We start from the raw sequence: 16324 nt of genomic DNA, 5'->3' as shown, positions 1-16324 counted from the left end.
GAAGTAAGGCTTAGCTGCTCCCACCATTCACGCCAATTCCACGATGCTGTTCAACAACCCTCGTTCCAGCGGCGGGCGGGGGCAAGCCCCGCCCCTACTCCCCCCTGAAATACGGCAGGCCCGCCGGCAGCGCCACGCCTTCTACCAGCTCGGGCGGGTACTCCACGCGGCACAGGAACAGGCCATTGGCCAGGGCCGCGCCGCTGGCGTGCACCCGGCTCAGGCTGCGGAACACCTGCCCGAACTGCTCCGGGCTCATTTTGCCCCGGCCCACGCTCAGCAGCGTGCCCACCACCAGCCGCACCATGCCCCGCACGAAGCGGTTGGCCCGGATACGGAACACCAGCCCGCCCGGCTCCTCGTGCCAGCCGGCCTCAAAACAAGTGCAGATGTAGTGCTTCTCGCTGCCTTTCACTTTGGAAAAGCTGGTGAAATCGTGCACGCCCAGCAGCTGCGCAGCAGCCTCATTCATGGCGGCCACGTCGGGGGCGCGGTCGAGGTAGAGGCTGAAGCTGGCCGCGAAGGGGTCGGGCAGCAGGCGCACGTGGTACTCGTAAGTGCGGATTCTGGCGTGGTAGCGGGCGTGGGCATCGGGCGCGACGGGGTGCAGCACCTGGCCCCGGATGCCGGCCGGCAGCGCCCGGTTGAGGCGGTAGAGCAGCGTGGGCACGTCGAGGCCCTCGGGCAGCTCGGCATCGAAGTGGGCCACCTGGTGGCTGGCGTGCACGCCCGCGTCGGTGCGGCCGCTGCCCAGGCAGTACACCGGCTGGCGCAGCACCTGGCTCAGGCAGCGGTCCAGCTCCTGCTGCACCGTGCGCACGCCGGGCTGAATCTGCCAGCCGTGAAACGCGGAGCCATCGTAGGCCAGGTGAAGAAAGTAACGCATGGTTTGTTTGGCTGTTGCCCTCTAGCGGGTAGCTATTGGCTTTTTTGTGGAGTTGTCGCGTCAAGCGGGCGCGGACCGCGGTCGGCTACCAAAGCCGTTGGCACCGTGCCATGCGCCGCCGTTGGGCCACCGGAATTGTCCGATGCGTTTTGGTAGGTTATTTTCTTGGGCTAAAAAAATAACCTACCAAATCCGGGCGCAGCAAAGCCGGCCAGACTTCCGCCAGCTGCCACCTTATACTACCAAGGCGTAGAGCAGGGAATCCAGCGTCTGATCATCCTTCGTTATGCTGCGGCGCATGCGGGCTTCGAGTTCGTAGCCAGCCTTTTCGAGCACCCGGGCCGAGGCGGGGTTGGTGGCAAATACCACAGCATAGAGGCGGCAGACGTCGAAGTGGGCCAGCACGTAGGCCGATACCGATTGCACGGCGGCCGTGGCCAGCCCCCGGCCCCAGCAGGCGGGCGCGAGCCAGTACCCGATTTCGGCCGAGCGGCGGCGCACATCGGTTTTGAAATGGACGCCCACGCTGCCCACGGCCTGCCCGTCTACCTCCAGGGCCAGAAACAGGTCGCGGGTGCTGTCGGCGACCAGGCACAGGAAAAATTCCGCGTCGGCGGCCGAGTAGGGATAGGGGAAGGAGTCGCGCAGATTCCGGGCAATCCGCTCGTCGTTGGCGTGGCGGGCCAGGGCAGCGGCATCCGAAAAGCGCCAGGGCCGCAGCCGCGCCCCGGCCACGGGCAGTTCCAGCGTCGGGGTCAGCAGCGGCTCGGGCATGGGGGCAGGGGCTTGGGGGGCAGGAGGCGGCACGAAGCTTCCGCCTCGCGTGTCGCCGGACGGGTTCGTTCAGCAGTCAGCAACATCGGCGGAGCGGAAGCTACGCCGATGTTGCGGCCACTCACACCTTCTCGTAAATCACGGCCGCGCCCTGGCCCACGCCCACGCACATGGTCGCCAGGCCGTAGCGCACGTTTTCGCGGCGCTGCATTTCGTGGAGCAGGGTGGTGGTGATGCGGGCTCCGCTGGCCCCCAGCGGGTGGCCGATGGCAATGGAGCCCCCGTTCACGTTCACTTTGGCCGGGTCGATGTGCAACTCCCGCAGGCAGGCCAGGGCCTGGGCGGCGAAGGCCTCGTTGACCTCGAACAGGTCGATGTCGTCGATGGTCAGGCCGGCGCGCTCCAGCACCTTGCGCACGGCCGTAATCGGGCCGATGCCCATGTAGGCGGGGTCGACGCCCACCACGGCCGAGGCCACTACCCGGGCCATGGGCGTGAGGCTGTATTTTTCCAGCGCCGTTTCGCTCACGATCAGCAAGGCGGCGGCCCCGTCGTTGATACCGGCCGAGTTGCCGGCCGTCACGCTGCCATCGACCTGGAAGGCGGGGCGCAGGGTGGCCAGCTTTTCGAGGCTGGACAGGCGCGGGTGCTCGTCCTGGTCGAAGAGGGCGGAAGCGCCTTTGGGCTTGGGAATGAACACGGGCACGATTTCGCGGCGGAAGCGGCCCTTCTCGAAGGCCCGCTGGTATTTGCGCTGCGACTCAAAGGCAAAAGCATCCTGGTCTTCGCGGCTCACTTGGTACTGGCGGGCCACGTTCTCGGCCGTTTCGCCCATGGCGTAGGGGTGGTGCTGCTTGGAGAGCTTGGGGTTGACAAAGCGCCAACCCAGGGTGGTGTCGTGGGCCGTGAAGTCGCGGTCGAAGGCCGTAGCCGATTTTGCCATCACGAAGGGGGCGCGGGTCATGCTTTCGGTACCGCCGGCCAGGTACACGTCGCCCTCGCCGGCCCTGATGGCCCGCGAGGCGTCCATGATGCTTTGCAGGCCCGAAGCGCAGAGGCGGTTGACGGTGGTGCCGGGCACCGTAACGGGCAATCCGGCCAGCAAACCGGCCATGCGGGCCACGTTGCGGTTGTCTTCGCCGGCCTGGTTGGCGGCCCCCAGCACCACATCTTCAATGGCGGCCGGGTCGAGGGTAGGGTTGCGGCGCAGCAGCTCGCGCAGCACGTGCGCAGCCATATCGTCGGGGCGGACGCTGCTGAGCGCGCCGCCGAATTTTCCGATGGGAGTGCGGACAGCGTCCACGATGTAAGCGGTAGACATTAGATAGAGTGCGTTTTTTCGGTCGTAGTTGGCTACTTTTGCCGGCCCCGCGGGGTCGTATTTTGTAAGCCGAACTGTCAAAACACAAAGATGATACAAAGAATCCAAAGCGTTTTCCTGCTGCTGCTGGCCTTGGCCATGCTGAGCGTCCTGTTTCTGCCCATCTGGAGCAAGTTTGATCCTGCCAGCCAGCAAACGGTAGTGCTCACGGCCACGCAACTGGCTTTTGAGAAACCCGCTGCCGGCCCACCGGCTCCCCCCGTCAGCAGCTGGCCGATTGCGGCCCTGGCGGCGGCCTCAGCGGCCGTGGCGCTGCTGGAAATCTTCCAGTTCCGCAACCGTTTCAACCAGCTCAAGCTGGGCATGGTCAACTTCCTGCTGATTGTGGGCACCATCGGGGCGGGCTTTTACTACTCCGGCGTGGGCGAGCAGATGCTCAACATCAAAATGCCCGGCGTTTTCCAGGCGGGCTTCTACCTGCCCACCCTGGCCCTGCTGCTCAACCTGCTGGCCAGCCGCCTCATCCGCCGCGACGAGCGGCTGGTGCGCAGCATGGACCGTTTGCGGTAGCCGCCGGCACGGTAACCCTATTGCCAGCTCCGGTTATTCTTAACCGGAGCTTTTTTTTACCTTTTTTTCGGGAATGAAACAGCCTGATTCCCGATTTGGACTCAGCGGATGTGGCTGGATTTCTCTGTTGCTCCTAGTGCCTTGCAGCTTCAGAAGGCTACCGTCCGGGCATGGCTACCGGACGTCAGCGGGCTTCTCTCCCCTCACCGACAACTCGTTAGTCATGGCTGGTATACCATCAACTATTTTTATTTCTATTCATAATGTTATATATTTCACCCCGTAGTCCACTCTGTCCATCTTTTACTCCTATCGCACATGAAACTTCTTACTCCTTTATTTCCCGCTTTGGTTCTGGGAGCTGCTCTACTTTCCGGCTGTAGTGATACGCTTTCGGAAATTCAGCCCGCCGCAGTCAGTCAGCAGGCCGACAGCAAGACCAAGTCCAGCGCCATCGGGGCCGTGCTCATCGATCTGGAGCAGGCCGAAGGCCAGTTCAGCCAGGGCAACAAAGTGGTATTGCCCGGCGTTGCCGTGCGCCACTACGACCTGATGAGCGCCACCACCGGCCAGATCAGCCTGACTCCGGCCTTCAGCGGCACTTTGGAAAGTATGCGCCTGGTGCTGGGCACCGGTAGTACCATCAAGCTGGCCGATGGCACCATTTTACCGCTGGACACGCCCAGCGGAACTACTTCGGGCCTGAAAATCAAATTAGACGATACGCCCCTGGTGGCCGGCACCACGTACCTGCTGACTGTTGATTTTTCCGTGGAGCGGGACATTGTCAGCCGTGGCAATGGCACGTACGGCCTCAAGCCGGTATTGCGCGGGACGCTTAAGGAGGCGCAGGTCGTCGTTATCATAATTCCCCCTGCTACGCCCAGCTAGGCTCGGGTAGCTCCCGGCCTGTTAAGGCGCAAAAAAAGACCAACGGGCCGTCAGGGTCCGTTGGTCTTTTTTTGCTTTACGCCATCTGCTCCACCACGCCCAGCAGCTCGTGCTGGGTGGCCTGGGTTTTGTTTTTGGCGTACCAGCCGTGGAGCTGTTCGGCGAATTCCTCGTGGGTGGCACCGGCGGCTTTCATTTCCAGGAACAGGTCCTGGGCCAGGGCCGGGCGCGGCCCCCAGTTGGCAACTTCCGTCAGGGTAGCGGCGCGCAGGATGAGCAGCTTGGGAATGGAGCGGCCGCCGTTGGTGAGGTAATGGTCCATGAGGTCCAGGTTTTCATCGCGCAGCAGGTAGTGGGTGCGGATGCGGCCCTGGCTGGCCTGGGCTATTTTTTCGAGTACCGGCACAATCTGGGCCGCGTCGCCGCACCAGCCTTCCGTGATGATGACCCACTCGTAGGACTGGGTGAGAGCCGCCAGGGCGGCCGTCATTTCGGGCAGGAGCTCGGCCTTTTTGTCGAGGCGCTCCATGCGCTGGATGTTGAGGCGGGCATAGGCCGTCAGGTCTTCCGATTGGGTTTCGCCCGTCGTCTTGCCCTGCGTCATCAGCTCATCAATCAGCTGGCGGTAGGCGGCGTAGGAATACGCCCCGGCAAGGCGCTCGGGACTCAGCACGGGAGACTGGGCAGCAATGGGAGTCGTCATAAGAAAAACGGGTTGTCAGAGAAATAAACCACCGTTGGCCGGAGCCGGCCGCCGGAAACACCCTAACAAACGAAAAACCCTTTCGGCTGGCCGAAGCCACCGAAAGGGTTTTGCTGACCGCGCGAACCCGGCGGCTTACAGGCTGGGCACGTCGGCCAGGATAGCCTGGGCCGACAACTCGCGGCAGTAGGTAATAAAGTCGGTGTTGATGGGCTCCAGGCCGGCGGCGCGCAACTCCTTGGCCACCTGGGCGCGGTGGTAGTTGCCGTGCATGGGCACGTGGGTCAGCACGTCCGATACCTGGCTGGTGTAGCCTTCGCCCACCGAGTTGGTGTAGGTGATGAGGCGGTGCAGCTCCGCGTCGTCGGCCTGCTGGCCATACTGGTAGAACCGCTCCGACGTTTGCCCGTGCCAGTGGTGCAAACCGGCCAGATCATGCTCCTGCCACACTTTTACGGGGCTGGGCGTTTGGGTAAGGCGTCCCAGCCAGATGGCCTGGGCATTGAGAACGTGACTGAAGATGCGCAAGGCACCAGCGGGGAGGGTAGCCCCCTGGGCCACCAGGCCGTCAAGGTGCCGGAGCAGGGTTGCATTGGCCCACACGCTGTAGGCTCCCAGCTTTTCGTTGGTGTTAATCATTATTCCATTAGAGAGTTGAGAAGTTGCAAAGTTAGAAAGTTCGCGGGGGGAAGCGGGGCGGCTGGTGAGTTGCAGCGCGACGAAAGAAAAGACGTTGCCCTTATTCAATGCCAGCAGCAACGCCTTTCTGCAAGGCTCACTTTCTAACTCCCAAACTTTCTAACTCAAAAAACTTATCGCGGGTCTTGCCAAACGAGTTTTTCCTCCGTCCGGTTGTCGGCAAACTCGGGGCACTTGCCGTCGCCGCGGCCGGTCAGGCCGCCATCGGGGTGGCAGATGAGCTTGCCCTCGGCGTTGTAGAGGTTGGTAAACTGGTCGCAGCAGGGCGTGGTTTCGTAATAGACCGTGGCCCCGTTGTACTGGTAGCTGTAGATGTGGATGGGCGGGTTGGCCTTCTCCGCCTTGTAGTGCTGGCGGATTTTGGTCTCCAGCCAGGCCGGGCGCTTCGCACTATCGAAGGCAGGCGCTGAGTTGGGGGTTGGTTCGATGGTATTGGTGCTAGTGGGGGCAGGTGTCGATACGCCGCCGGCCATGCCCGTCTGGGGCGGGTCGGTGGGCGTGTTTACGGTCACACCGCGCTGGCAGGCAGTGGCGTTGAGTAGCAGTCCCACCAGGGGAGCCGCGAAAAACAAAGGGAGTCGCATACGGAGCAGGGCGTTAGCAGTGGTGTGCGCCTACCGTAACCACCGGGGCAACAAAGATGCACATAAACCTCCGGTACGCAGCCCAGCCCTACTTCGTTGACGAATAGGCCGCTTCGTTCACTGGCCCCATAGCCGCGGCCCGAACACCACCACGCCCACCACCGCCGCCGCCAGGGCCATCACCAGCACGGCCCCGGCGGCCACGTCTTTGGCCCGGCCGGCCAGCGGGTGGTACTGGGGCGAAACGAGGTCGACGACGGCCTCCACGGCGGTATTCACCAGCTCGGCGCACCACACGGCTCCCACGCTCAGCACCACCGCCACCCACTCCCACCGCGCCAGCCCGCAGTACAGGCCCAGCGCCACCACTGCCACCGTAGCCGCCGCGTGAAACCAGAGGTGCACCTCGGTGCGCAAGGCTGCTCCCACCCCCCGCAGGGCGTGGCCGAAACTGGCGGCCCGCTGCCGCAACAGGGCCGGAAACCGGCGCGGGGTGGGTGGGCCGGACTCAGCCACGGGCATCAAACTGCTGGAAAACGGTGTGGCGCAGCTGCTCCCACTCGGGGCGCAGGATGCTGAAGATAATGGTGTCGCGCCGGATACCACCCTGCGTGAGGCGGTGGCTGCGCAGGGTGCCTTCCTGGGTAGCTCCCATGCGGCGCATCGCGTTCTGCGACTTGTGGTTACGCGCGTCGGTTTCCAGCTCCACCCGCTCGCAGCCCAGCACATCGAAAGCATGGCGCAGCAAGGCGTGCTTGGCGGCCCGGTTCAGGCCGCTGCGCTGGAACTCCTCTCCCACCCAGGTGTACCCGATACTGAGGCGGGCATCGGCCACATCGAGGTTGTAGTAGCTGGTGCTACCGGCCGGCCGGCCCGTTTCCTTGTCGATAAGCAGGAACGGATAGCGGCGCTGCTGCTGGCGGCCCTGCACGGCCTCAGCCAGGTAAGCGGCCAAGCTGATGGGGTCGTCGGCGCGGGTGAGGGTGTAGGCCCACAGGTCCGGCGCAGCGGCTACGGCACGCAGGGCTTCAAAGTCGGTGGTTTGTAGCGGCCGCAGCCGGACGCAGTTGTTTTCAAGCAGAATATCCTGAGCGAAGTCCATGCGGGCAAGGGAGTTGGGGGAGTGGGCCGTAAAGATGCCGGTAAAAAAGAGAAACCGGTTTCTTCGCCACTTACGGCTTGCCGAATGCTAAACTCACGTGGCGTGTCAGCCGCCTCACCGTTTTCCTCACTTATAATCCACGTAGTGGGCAAGATGAAAGTCAACGTTGCCGCGCTGGCGTTGTACGCTTTCCATTTTCAACAGCCACTCACCGGCAGGAAATGGCTCCCGGTGTTGGCGGCCGGTGTGGTCACGCCAGCTCACTACTGGTTTGAGAAAGTCCTGCGTTACCCAGCTCTCGTCAGGGTCACTGTGGCGCAGCCCGGCCCCCAGTGTGGCCACCCAGAACGTGCTATCCGGTGCGAGGAGCAGTTGCAGCCGCAACGAGTCGGCGGGGGTACGCACTGCCATTATACTGCCGCCCCGACCAAAAGCAGGAATGGGCTGGCTCATCCGCTCCGTCCACAGGGGCAGGTCGGCCCAGGGATTGAAGTACGTATAGCCCAGCAGCTTTACAATACCGGGAGCTTCCTCGACCAGCAGTGTATCGGCAGTGCCGGGTAGCAGCAGTGGGGTTTTTAGCGGATAAGGGCGGCCCCGAATAACCAGCTGCTTCACCACAATGGCCCGGCCAATGGCCGAGCCGGATTCAGCCAGCCCCCACCATACGGTGTCTACGGTCACGGCCGAGCGGGGCACCGTTAGTTCCACCTGCATCGGCTGGCCCGTGTAGTTGCGCAGATATACCTGCTGGTCGTTTTTCCACCCGGGCGTGCAGAAAACCAGCACGAATGCCAGCACAATAAAGACAAGGAGCAGCTTACCGGCCACGTACAGGCCCAGCACGACCCCGGCCAGCTTGCCCAGGGTTTTCCAGCTAGTGGTCATAGCATCGGGCTTTGCCCCTTAATGCGGGAAGCACCGAGAAGTCACCCCTGACTACCGCCCAAAGCAAAGCGGGGCGGATACGGCTGGTTAGCCGCAGCCGCCCCGCTGGCAGCGGAATGCTTGTGCGCTTACTTCTTGATTTCGCCCACCATGTCTTCGGGCCGGAGCCACTCATCGAACTGTGCCTCGGTGAGGTAGCCCAACTGGAGGGCGGTTTCCTTGAGGGTTGAGCCGTTTTTGTGGGCCGTCTGGGCAATTTCGGCGGCCTTGTAGTAGCCGATGTGGGGGTTGAGGGCCGTTACCAGCATCAGGCTGCTGTCTACGTGCTTCTTGATGTTGGCTTCCAGGGGCTCGATGCCCACGGCACACTTGTCGTTGAAGCTCACGCACACGTCGCCAATCAGGCGGGCCGAGTGCAGGAAGTTGTAAATCATGACGGGCTTGAACACGTTCAGCTCGAAGTGCCCGCTCATGCCGCCAATATTGATGGCCACGTCGTTGCCCATCACCTGGGCGGCTACCATCGTCAGGGCCTCGCACTGGGTGGGGTTCACCTTGCCGGGCATAATGCTGGAGCCGGGCTCGTTGTCGGGGATGTGCAGCTCGCCGATGCCGGCGCGCGGACCCGAAGCCAGCAGGCGGATATCGTTGCCGATTTTCATCAGCGAAGCCGCCACGGTTTTCAGCGCGCCGTGGGCTTCCACAATGGCGTCGTGGGCGGCCAGGGCCTCAAACTTATTTTCGGCCGTAATGAAGGGCAGGCCGGTGAGGTCGGCAATATGCTTGGCTACGTTCTCGGAGTAGCCCTTGGGTGTGTTGATGCCCGTGCCCACGGCCGTGCCGCCCAGGGCCAGCTCGCTCAGGTGAGCCAGCGTGTTGCGGATGGCGCGCAGGCCGTGGTCGAGCTGCGACACGTAGCCCGAAAACTCCTGGCCCACCGTGAGCGGGGTGGCGTCCATGAGGTGGGTGCGCCCGATTTTGACGACGTGCATGAACTGGTCGCTCTTGCTGCGGAGCGTGTCGCGGAGCTTTTCGAGGCCGGGGATGGTGTTTTCGACCAGAATTTTGTAGGCCGCAATGTGCATGGCCGTCGGGAACGTGTCGTTGGAGCTCTGGCTCTTGTTCACGTCGTCGTTGGGGGCCAGCACCTTCTTCTCGTCCTGGAGGCTACCGCCCTGCAACACGTGGCCGCGGTAGGCAATTACCTCGTTCACGTTCATGTTGCTCTGGGTGCCCGAGCCGGTCTGCCACACCACCAGCGGAAACTGGTCGTCGAGCTTGCCTTCCAGAATTTCATCGGCCACGCGGCCAATCAGCGCGGCTTTATCAGCCTCCAGCACGCCGGCGTCGCGGTTGGTGAGGGCAGCGGCTTTCTTGAGGTAGGCGAAGGCGCGGATGATTTCCTGGGGCATCCGGTTGATGTCCTGGGCAATCTGGAAGTTGTCGATGCTGCGTTGGGTCTGGGCGCCGTAATAGGCGTCGGCCGGCACCTGTACGGTGCCCATCGTGTCTTTCTCAGTGCGAAACTGCGTCATGCGGGTAGAGGGTAGGAAGTAAGTAGAAGACGAATCGAAGGTTGGGCAAAAGTACATAACGACGCGGCAGCCGGCTTACCGGTTGCGGCAAAAGCCCGCCCGGCCCGCCCGATTGCTCATTTTATGGGCCTTCCGCGACCCTTGCGGCCCAACCTGCGTACACCTGAGCTCAACTGATTTTCCATCCTTCTACTTTTCCTGCCTTATGAGTTCTATCAAAAAAGTGATTGAAGTGCTGGCCTCGTCCGAAAAAAGCTTCGAAGACGCCATGCAGAATGCCCTCAACGAAGCCGGTGCCACCATCAAGGGTATCAGCTCCATTTATATCAAGGACCAGAGTTGCCGCGTGCGCGACAACAAGATTACCGAGTACCGTATTACGGCCAAAATCAGCTTTGCTGTAGAGCGCTCCGGTAAGTCTATCGGCTAAGTAAGCTGCCTGTTCAACAGTCGCCCGAGTACCCCGAGCAGTTGTGCGGCGTATTCGGGCGGTTGGTTTTCAACCCCAACTTCCCATCCCATGAAAAAGACCTTCGAAGACGAGTCCGACGCTCTTTCCACTTCGCCCACCAAGCCCACCACGGCCCAGGAGGCTGCCATTACGCCGCCCCACGAAGAAAATAAAGAGGCTCCCGCGCCTGATAAAAGCAAAAGCCCAACCGCCGAGGGCACGCCCGTTCCGACCGAGGGCAACGGCACGCCGGATTACAGCGGCGTAGCGGTGAAAACCGAACCTGAACTGCCCACGCCTGATAAGGCCGGTGGCAGTGCCACCGCTCCTGAAAGCGGCGGCGGCTACAGCGGGTAGATTCCTTGAGCCAAAGAAGCGGAGTCGTTGATTATCAGTAATTAGCTGATGATCAACGACTCCGCTTCTTTGGAAGCTGTTGGCAAAGTCAACACAATGCCAGATCAGGCATGACATTCCGATTGATTCCGAATACTTTCTGAACAGCTTCTTTAGCACGACCCGTGTCTTCTCACCTTTTCTCCAAGGAAAACGGCACGTTGATTTCGACTTTGCGAGCCGTACGGCGGTTGTTCTGCACGGCCGGAAACCAGGTGGGACCTGCTTTGAGCAGCCGCAACGCTTCCGCATCGCACTCGGGCGAAAGCCGGCTGACAACCTTAAAGTCCCGCAGGCGGCCATCGGTATCCACCACGAACTGAACGCGCACCGTTCCTTCCTGGTGGTCGTTGAGGGCTTTTTCCGGGTAGTCGAGACTGTCGCGCAGGTATTGGCGGAGGGCCGGGAAGCCGCCGGCCGGCATGGCCCCAATGCTGGGCAGCATGGGCGGAGCCTCGCGCCGCACCACTACCTCGCTCAGCTGCTTCGCGTCGGGCACCATTGCCAGGGCCAGCACGGAGTCGGTAGAGCGCAGGGCGCGGGTCTGGGAGGTGTAGCCGATGGAGCTGACGCTCAGCCGGAGCGTGGCGGCGGGCACGGTAAGCGCGAAGGAGCCATCGGCAGCGGTGCTGGTGCCGGTGCTGGTACCGGGCACCAGCACCGTAGCACCCGGCACGGGCTGGCCCGCCGTATCGGTCACGCGGCCCTGCACCGTGCGCGTAGCTTCCGCAGAGGCAGCCCCGGTCACGGGCGCACTGGCTACGGCGGCCCGGGCCATTTTAGCCTTTGCCTTCGGAGCCTCGGCGGCCACGTTACGGGCCTGGTCCACGGTTCCGGCAGCTTCCTGCGTGGGCAGCTCCCGGGGCTCTCCCAGTGCCAGATCAGCGGCCTGCCCCTCCCCCATCATCCTGTCAGCCGCAGCACTTTCCAGGGGCGGCTCCTGCGTTCCTATTGCCCGGGCCACTTCCCGCTGAGGCCTAGCCAGCCCCCGGACGCGGGGTGGCCGGGGCGGCAAAGCGGCCGGCGGTACCACTGGCTCGGCCGCTGGCGTTACAACCGCCATATCCAATTGCGGCGCGGCGGCCGTCGCCCCGGTTCCATCGGGCACCGGCGCGGCTGGAAGGGAATAAGCCGGGCGGGAAGCTGTTTCTGGGGTTTTTGGGCTACCCCGCAATAGCAGCCAGGCCACCACGCCCAATGAGAGCAACAACACGGCAGCGGCGGCCAGGGGCCGCCAGTTCCACATCGGTAGGGCCGCCGGCGCGGGGGCAGTTTCGGCGGCCAGCTCGGCTACCCGGGCATGGAGGCGGTGGCGCAGCTCGCTCAGGCTGGCCTGCTGCACGGCGGCGGGCTGTATTTCCAGGCCCTCCAGCACGTCGGCGCACTGGTCACACACTAGGGTGTGGGCTTCCACAGCGTGTTGCTCGGCTGGCGGCAGCTCCCCGGCCACGTACCGGCGCAGCAGCTCCGGCGGCAGGTGCCGGGCGGGCGTAGGCGCAGAGGCGGAATCAGGGCGAAGCATGAGGTGGGGCGGGCTGAAGCTGGCGGCGCAGGGTGCGCTTGCCGTTCTGAAGGTGGCTTTTCACCGCGTTCAGGTCGAGGCCAGTGAGGGCGGCCACTTCGCGGTAACTTTTCTTTTCGAGGTAGAACAGCTCCAGGCACTGGCGCTGACCGGGGGGCAATTCGGCGAGGCTGCGCTCCAGCTGCTGCAACTGGTGTTCGTGCTGCTCAGCTTCGGCGGGGTCGTCGTCTGCCTGATGCCGGGCGGCGGCCGATTCCATACCGGCGGCGTCGGGAAAGTGCACCACCAAGGCCCCACCCGCTGCCGGCCCCGCCCGTTGCCGGGCGCGCAGCACCATCAGGCAGTGGTTGCGGGCCGTCACCTGGAGCCAGGGCGGAAAATTTTCCACCTCGTGCCGGCGCAGCTTGTCCACCAACTGCTCAAATACCTGCATCACGGCGTCCTGGGCGTCGGCTTCGTCGCGCAGGTAGCGGCGGCTCACGGCCAGCACCAGGGGCATGTGCCGCTCATAAAGCGTACCCAGATCGTGCACGTCGCCCCGGGCGTGGTAGCGGCGGAGCAGTTCCGCGTCGGACAGCTCGGCGGCGGGCGCAGGACGACGGAAGAACATGGGGAAAGATAAGCAGGAGTCAGGAGCTGGAAGCCAGAAGCAGGAGAAAAGAGTTGGGAGGGCGGGGAAAGCAGAACTGTCATTCCGGGCGAAGCGGGAAATCCAGGACAAACCGTTGAACGATTAGGTCCAACGAATCCAGCCCGACTCCCCGCCTCGTCCGGAATGACAGTTCTGCGAATTCCTGCATTCCTTCCCTCTCAACTCTTCACTTCTTCACTGGCAGCGTGCTGCTGTAGGTGTTGGCTTTGCCGAACGACTCCTTGATTTCATCCACGGCGGCGCGGCTGCTCAGGCGTTTGGGGCGGGTGTTGAGGAAGGTGCCGTCCTCGGCCAGCAGGAAATAGCTGGGCACATCCTGCACGGCATAGGCGTGAGCTACGGCCGAGCGCAACCCGCCGGAGGAGCGCACATGCACGCCCGGCAGCTTCTTGCTGATAACCAGCTGCCGCCAGGCCCCGTCGTTTTCATCAAGGGCAATATTGAGGAAGACAATGTTCTTTCCTTCAAATTTCTTGGCCAGGTCGGCCGCGTAGGGCAGGTCGCGCAGGGCCAGGCCGCTGGTGGTGCGCCAGAAGTTAAGGTAAACCAACTTACCGGCGAATTGCCGGAGGCTCACGGTGTCGCCGGTGGAGGAAACGAGCCGGAAATCGGGAGCCGGCGAGCCGATAGCAAACGCTTTGTGGGTTTCAAAATCCTGCTTTAGAACCGGATAATACTGGTTCTGATCATCTACGGAGCGGAAATTCTCCAGCATGGCGGCCGACTGCTTGATGTGCCCGAACCGGAACGACTCTTTCAGCACCCGCCCCATAATAATGGGCTGAATGGCTCCGCTAAGGTTGGTTTTGGCTAAATCGTAGCACACCTGGTAAAAATCGGGGTCGGTGCGCTGCTTGCCGCTGCTGGTGGCCAGGTGGTGGATGTAGTTGAGCAGAAACTCCTGGTACATCCCGCTGCGGATAGCCGAGGGGTTCTCGGTCAGGGCCTTGTCGTTGAGGAAGTCGTAGTAGGTGGGCGACATTTTCAGGCGGCCCTCGGTAGCTACGACCTGCTCGCGCAAATCCTGGAAGGTCAGCCGGTCGTTGGCGTAGCTATAGACGATTTCTGCCTGTACAAAGTCCCGGAAGGCTTTGCTGAGCCCCTCCGTGCCGCTTTCCATAAACTTCTGCTCCTCCTTGCGGCGGTAGTCGAGGAAGGACAGGAAGGGGGCCTCGTAGAACATGATGTTATCGGGCAGGACCTGAAACCCATCGTTTTCCACAAATTTATCCCCCAGTTCGGCCAGGAAGCTATTGGCCTCGGCCCCGCGGCCCTTGTAGCGGATGGAGCCGGCCAGGTCGGAATCCTTGAAGCGCAGCTCCAGCTGGTTGCCGGGTTCCAGGAACATATCCGTCACATCGTCGCCATACACCAGCTCGGCCCGGGTGGGTCCGCTCACGGAGAGAGCCATCCGAAACTCGCCCTTACTATCGAGGCGGGCGTAGGTTATCTGCTCGCGGGCATCCAGGGGGTTTTCCCGCACTGAAACGGCTACGGTGTCGTTGGACAGGCGGCCGGTTACCTTGCCCGTGAGCACTACCGTGCCCTGGGCCCACCCCACCAAGGGGGCAACCAGCAGCCCGGCCCACATCAGGGCAGTAACGAATGTAGATCTATGGGCCATTGAAAGGAGCAGTAGCAATGTCTAAAAAGTGCCCTCCCGTACGTTGGAGAGCCTTGTTTTACACGCGGGAGGTTTCGCGGTAAAAGTCAATTCCTTGTCCGAAGATACGTTGGAATCCTATAGAATGCCCAATCCGGCAACCCACTTTTAGGAGGCAACTCCAGCAAGGCCAAAGTTTTGAACACTTCCAGTATTTTTTCGGTACAACGGTGGCAAAAAATTAAACTTTACCAATTGAGCCGACGCGGACGGGTGGCCGGTGCGTACCACCGGCCACCGGCTTTGTCTAGCCAAATAAGCCCGTCAGCACCTCATCGAGCCGGCCTGCCGGATGCACCCGGATGCCGTAGCGGGCTAAGTCAAGGCCCTTGGCGTTGAACTGCGAAATGTACATTTCCGCAAAGCCCAGCTTTTCCGCCTCGCTCAACCGCTGGTCCAGCCGGCTCACGGCCCGGATTTCCCCGCTCAGCCCGACTTCCGCCGCCAGGCAGATTTCGCCCCGGATAGGGATGTCGTTGAGGGAGCTGACTACGGCCGCGCACACCGCTAAGTCCAAGGCGGGGTCTTCCAGGCGCAGGCCGCCGGCAATGTTGAGAAACACGTCGTGCTGGCCCAGGCGCAGGCCGCTGCGCTTCTCGAGTACGGCCAGCAGCATCTGGAGCCGCTTGCCGTCGAAGCCGGTGGCCGAGCGCTGGGGCGTGCCGTAGGTGGCCGGCGTCACGAGGGCCTGCACTTCCACCAGCAGGGGCCGGTTACCTTCCAGCGTGGCCCCGATGGCCAGCCCGCTCAGGATTTCGGTGCGCTGGCTCAGCAGAATTTCGCTGGGGTTACTCACCTGGCGCAGACCCGCGCCCTGCATTTCGTAAATGCCCAGCTCAGAAGTAGAGCCGAAGCGGTTTTTGATGGTGCGCAGGATGCGGTAGGTCAGGTGCCGGTCGCCCTCGAACTGGAGCACTGTGTCGACCATGTGTTCCAGAATTTTGGGGCCGGCAATGGAGCCGTCCTTGGTGATGTGGCCGATGAGCAGCACCGGCACGCCGGTTTCCTTGGCGTACTTGAGCAGCTCGGTGGTGCACTCGCGCACCTGGCTCACGGAGCCCGCCCCCGACTCGACCAGGGTGCTGTGCAGGGTCTGGATGGAATCGACCACGACCACGTTGGGCTGGAGCTGGTCGATCTGGCGGAAGATGTTCTGGGTGTTGGTTTCGGTGAGGATGTAGAGGCCCTCATGCTGGCGGCCCAGGCGCTCGGCCCGCATCTTGATCTGCTGCTCGCTCTCCTCGCCACTCACGTAGAGAATGCGCAACCCGCTGAGCTGCATGGCAATCTGGAGCATGAGTGTGCTTTTGCCAATGCCCGGCTCGCCCCCGATCAGCACCAGGGAGCCTGGCACCAGCCCGCCGCCCAGCACCCGGTTCAGTTCGTCGTCGTGGGTGTTGAGGCGGGATTCTTCCTCGAACAGAATTTCGCCCAGGGCCTTGGGCTTGGCGGCTTTGGTAGTGCCCACCGTGGAGGAGGCTTTCCAGGCGTTGGCGGCCGTATTGGGGTCGGTTTTTTCCACCACTTCCTCCACGTAGGTGTTCCACTCGCCGCAGCTGGGGCAGCGCCCGATCCACTTGGCCGACTGCGCACCGCAGTTCTGGCAGAAATACAGCGTTTTAACTTTGGCCATGCCGGGCAACCGATTTAGAGGAGAGAGGAAAGCTAAGAAATGCGGCACAAAGCC

General features: G+C 62.7%; 18 protein-coding genes. 4 read left to right on the top strand and 14 right to left on the bottom strand.

Annotated elements, in window-relative coordinates; genetic code table 11:
* Positions 1-94: 94 nt before the first annotated feature.
* The 3 genes from truA to D0T11_RS04660 all read right to left on the bottom strand — a co-directional run bounded on the left by truA (position 95) and on the right by D0T11_RS04660 (position 2981).
* A complete protein-coding gene (truA, locus tag D0T11_RS04670) occupies positions 95-886 on the bottom strand; it encodes a tRNA pseudouridine(38-40) synthase TruA (protein ID WP_119654621.1) in 792 nt (263 codons plus the stop codon).
* 234 nt (positions 887-1120) lie between these two features.
* Positions 1121-1660 carry a GNAT family N-acetyltransferase gene (locus D0T11_RS04665; RefSeq protein ID WP_119654620.1) on the bottom strand — a complete coding sequence of 180 codons (540 nt, stop codon included), beginning with the start codon at positions 1658-1660 and terminating at the stop codon, positions 1121-1123.
* Between the two features lie 121 nt (positions 1661-1781).
* Entirely contained in the window at positions 1782-2981 is a 1200-nt protein-coding gene (locus D0T11_RS04660) for a thiolase family protein (RefSeq protein WP_119654619.1), read from the bottom strand.
* Positions 2982-3071: 90 nt separating this feature from the next.
* On the opposite strand from D0T11_RS04660, the gene D0T11_RS04655 reads away from it, so the two are divergent.
* Together D0T11_RS04655 and D0T11_RS04650 are read left to right on the top strand one after the other, a co-directional pair.
* On the top strand, positions 3072-3551 hold the full coding sequence (locus D0T11_RS04655) for a DUF4293 family protein (protein WP_119654618.1): 480 nt from the start codon (positions 3072-3074) through the stop codon (positions 3549-3551).
* Between the two features lie 318 nt (positions 3552-3869).
* Entirely contained in the window at positions 3870-4442 is a 573-nt protein-coding gene (locus tag D0T11_RS04650) for a DUF4382 domain-containing protein (RefSeq protein ID WP_119654617.1), read from the top strand.
* A 76-nt stretch (positions 4443-4518) separates the two neighbouring features.
* Here D0T11_RS04650 and D0T11_RS04645 read toward each other — a convergent pair whose 3' ends face one another.
* The 7 genes from D0T11_RS04645 to fumC form a co-directional block, all read right to left on the bottom strand.
* Positions 4519-5145 carry a thioredoxin family protein gene (locus D0T11_RS04645; RefSeq protein ID WP_119654616.1) on the bottom strand — a complete coding sequence of 209 codons (627 nt, stop codon included), beginning with the start codon at positions 5143-5145 and terminating at the stop codon, positions 4519-4521.
* Positions 5146-5280: 135 nt separating this feature from the next.
* Entirely contained in the window at positions 5281-5784 is a 504-nt protein-coding gene (locus D0T11_RS04640) for a DinB family protein (RefSeq protein WP_119654615.1), read from the bottom strand.
* A 173-nt stretch (positions 5785-5957) separates the two neighbouring features.
* Positions 5958-6428, bottom strand: a complete 471-nt coding sequence (locus D0T11_RS23035; RefSeq protein WP_245990601.1) for a DUF6970 domain-containing protein — start codon at positions 6426-6428, stop codon at positions 5958-5960.
* A gap of 117 nt (positions 6429-6545) precedes the next feature.
* The gene (locus D0T11_RS04630) at positions 6546-6944 is read right to left on the bottom strand and encodes a diacylglycerol kinase family protein (protein WP_245990600.1); all 399 of its coding nucleotides are present in this window, start codon (positions 6942-6944) and stop codon (positions 6546-6548) included.
* Positions 6937-7530, bottom strand: a complete 594-nt coding sequence (locus D0T11_RS04625) for a GNAT family N-acetyltransferase (protein WP_119654613.1) — start codon at positions 7528-7530, stop codon at positions 6937-6939. Before D0T11_RS04625 ends, D0T11_RS04630 begins: the two co-directional genes overlap by 8 nt.
* Positions 7531-7656: 126 nt before the next feature.
* Positions 7657-8418, bottom strand: a complete 762-nt coding sequence (locus tag D0T11_RS04620) for a hypothetical protein (protein WP_119654612.1) — start codon at positions 8416-8418, stop codon at positions 7657-7659.
* A gap of 128 nt (positions 8419-8546) precedes the next feature.
* On the bottom strand, positions 8547-9953 hold the full coding sequence (fumC, locus tag D0T11_RS04615) for a class II fumarate hydratase (RefSeq protein WP_119654611.1): 1407 nt from the start codon (positions 9951-9953) through the stop codon (positions 8547-8549).
* A gap of 205 nt (positions 9954-10158) precedes the next feature.
* Between fumC and D0T11_RS04610 the strand changes: the two genes are divergently transcribed.
* Together D0T11_RS04610 and D0T11_RS04605 are read left to right on the top strand one after the other, a co-directional pair.
* Entirely contained in the window at positions 10159-10383 is a 225-nt protein-coding gene (locus tag D0T11_RS04610) for a dodecin family protein (protein ID WP_119654610.1), read from the top strand.
* Between the two features lie 90 nt (positions 10384-10473).
* A complete protein-coding gene (locus D0T11_RS04605; protein WP_119654609.1) occupies positions 10474-10761 on the top strand; it encodes a hypothetical protein in 288 nt (95 codons plus the stop codon).
* Positions 10762-10933: 172 nt separating this feature from the next.
* On the opposite strand, the gene D0T11_RS04600 is transcribed toward D0T11_RS04605, so the two are convergent.
* From D0T11_RS04600 to radA, 4 genes are all read right to left on the bottom strand, one after another.
* Entirely contained in the window at positions 10934-12322 is a 1389-nt protein-coding gene (locus D0T11_RS04600; RefSeq protein WP_119654608.1) for a TonB family protein, read from the bottom strand.
* Positions 12309-12932: an RNA polymerase sigma factor gene (locus D0T11_RS04595; protein ID WP_119654607.1), complete on the bottom strand. Its 624-nt coding sequence runs from the start codon at positions 12930-12932 to the stop codon at positions 12309-12311. Before D0T11_RS04595 ends, D0T11_RS04600 begins: the two co-directional genes overlap by 14 nt.
* Positions 12933-13140: 208 nt before the next feature.
* Positions 13141-14598: a TlpA family protein disulfide reductase gene (locus tag D0T11_RS04590; protein WP_119654606.1), complete on the bottom strand. Its 1458-nt coding sequence runs from the start codon at positions 14596-14598 to the stop codon at positions 13141-13143.
* A gap of 286 nt (positions 14599-14884) precedes the next feature.
* Positions 14885-16270, bottom strand: a complete 1386-nt coding sequence (gene radA / locus D0T11_RS04585; RefSeq protein ID WP_119654657.1) for a DNA repair protein RadA — start codon at positions 16268-16270, stop codon at positions 14885-14887.
* Between the last annotated feature and the right edge of the window lie 54 nt (positions 16271-16324).

This window comes from Hymenobacter rubripertinctus (genome assembly GCF_003583925.1).
In the GTDB taxonomy this organism is placed as follows: Bacteria; Bacteroidota; Bacteroidia; order Cytophagales; family Hymenobacteraceae; genus Hymenobacter; species Hymenobacter rubripertinctus.
Note: the sequence above shows the minus strand (reverse complement) of the source record. Positions and strands in the feature narration are given on the sequence as shown.

Excerpts from the sequence above, each read along its gene's own strand:
- D0T11_RS04595 (WP_119654607.1), bottom strand. The coding sequence starts at position 12,932 with ATGTTCTTCCGTCGTCCTGCGCCCGCCGCCGAGCTGTCCGACGCGGAA.
- radA (WP_119654657.1), bottom strand. The coding sequence starts at position 16,270 with ATGGCCAAAGTTAAAACGCTGTATTTCTGCCAGAACTGCGGTGCGCAG.
- D0T11_RS04600 (WP_119654608.1), bottom strand. The coding sequence starts at position 12,322 with ATGCTTCGCCCTGATTCCGCCTCTGCGCCTACGCCCGCCCGGCACCTG.
- D0T11_RS04645 (WP_119654616.1), bottom strand. The coding sequence starts at position 5,145 with ATGACGACTCCCATTGCTGCCCAGTCTCCCGTGCTGAGTCCCGAGCGC.
- D0T11_RS04625 (WP_119654613.1), bottom strand. The coding sequence starts at position 7,530 with ATGGACTTCGCTCAGGATATTCTGCTTGAAAACAACTGCGTCCGGCTG.
- D0T11_RS04665 (WP_119654620.1), bottom strand. The coding sequence starts at position 1,660 with ATGCCCGAGCCGCTGCTGACCCCGACGCTGGAACTGCCCGTGGCCGGG.
- D0T11_RS04650 (WP_119654617.1), top strand. The coding sequence starts at position 3,870 with ATGAAACTTCTTACTCCTTTATTTCCCGCTTTGGTTCTGGGAGCTGCT.
- D0T11_RS23035 (WP_245990601.1), bottom strand. The coding sequence starts at position 6,428 with ATGCGACTCCCTTTGTTTTTCGCGGCTCCCCTGGTGGGACTGCTACTC.
- D0T11_RS04590 (WP_119654606.1), bottom strand. The coding sequence starts at position 14,598 with ATGGCCCATAGATCTACATTCGTTACTGCCCTGATGTGGGCCGGGCTG.
- D0T11_RS04660 (WP_119654619.1), bottom strand. The coding sequence starts at position 2,981 with ATGTCTACCGCTTACATCGTGGACGCTGTCCGCACTCCCATCGGAAAA.
- D0T11_RS04610 (WP_119654610.1), top strand. The coding sequence starts at position 10,159 with ATGAGTTCTATCAAAAAAGTGATTGAAGTGCTGGCCTCGTCCGAAAAA.
- D0T11_RS04620 (WP_119654612.1), bottom strand. The coding sequence starts at position 8,418 with ATGACCACTAGCTGGAAAACCCTGGGCAAGCTGGCCGGGGTCGTGCTG.
- truA (WP_119654621.1), bottom strand. The coding sequence starts at position 886 with ATGCGTTACTTTCTTCACCTGGCCTACGATGGCTCCGCGTTTCACGGC.
- D0T11_RS04640 (WP_119654615.1), bottom strand. The coding sequence starts at position 5,784 with ATGATTAACACCAACGAAAAGCTGGGAGCCTACAGCGTGTGGGCCAAT.
- D0T11_RS04605 (WP_119654609.1), top strand. The coding sequence starts at position 10,474 with ATGAAAAAGACCTTCGAAGACGAGTCCGACGCTCTTTCCACTTCGCCC.
- fumC (WP_119654611.1), bottom strand. The coding sequence starts at position 9,953 with ATGACGCAGTTTCGCACTGAGAAAGACACGATGGGCACCGTACAGGTG.
- D0T11_RS04655 (WP_119654618.1), top strand. The coding sequence starts at position 3,072 with ATGATACAAAGAATCCAAAGCGTTTTCCTGCTGCTGCTGGCCTTGGCC.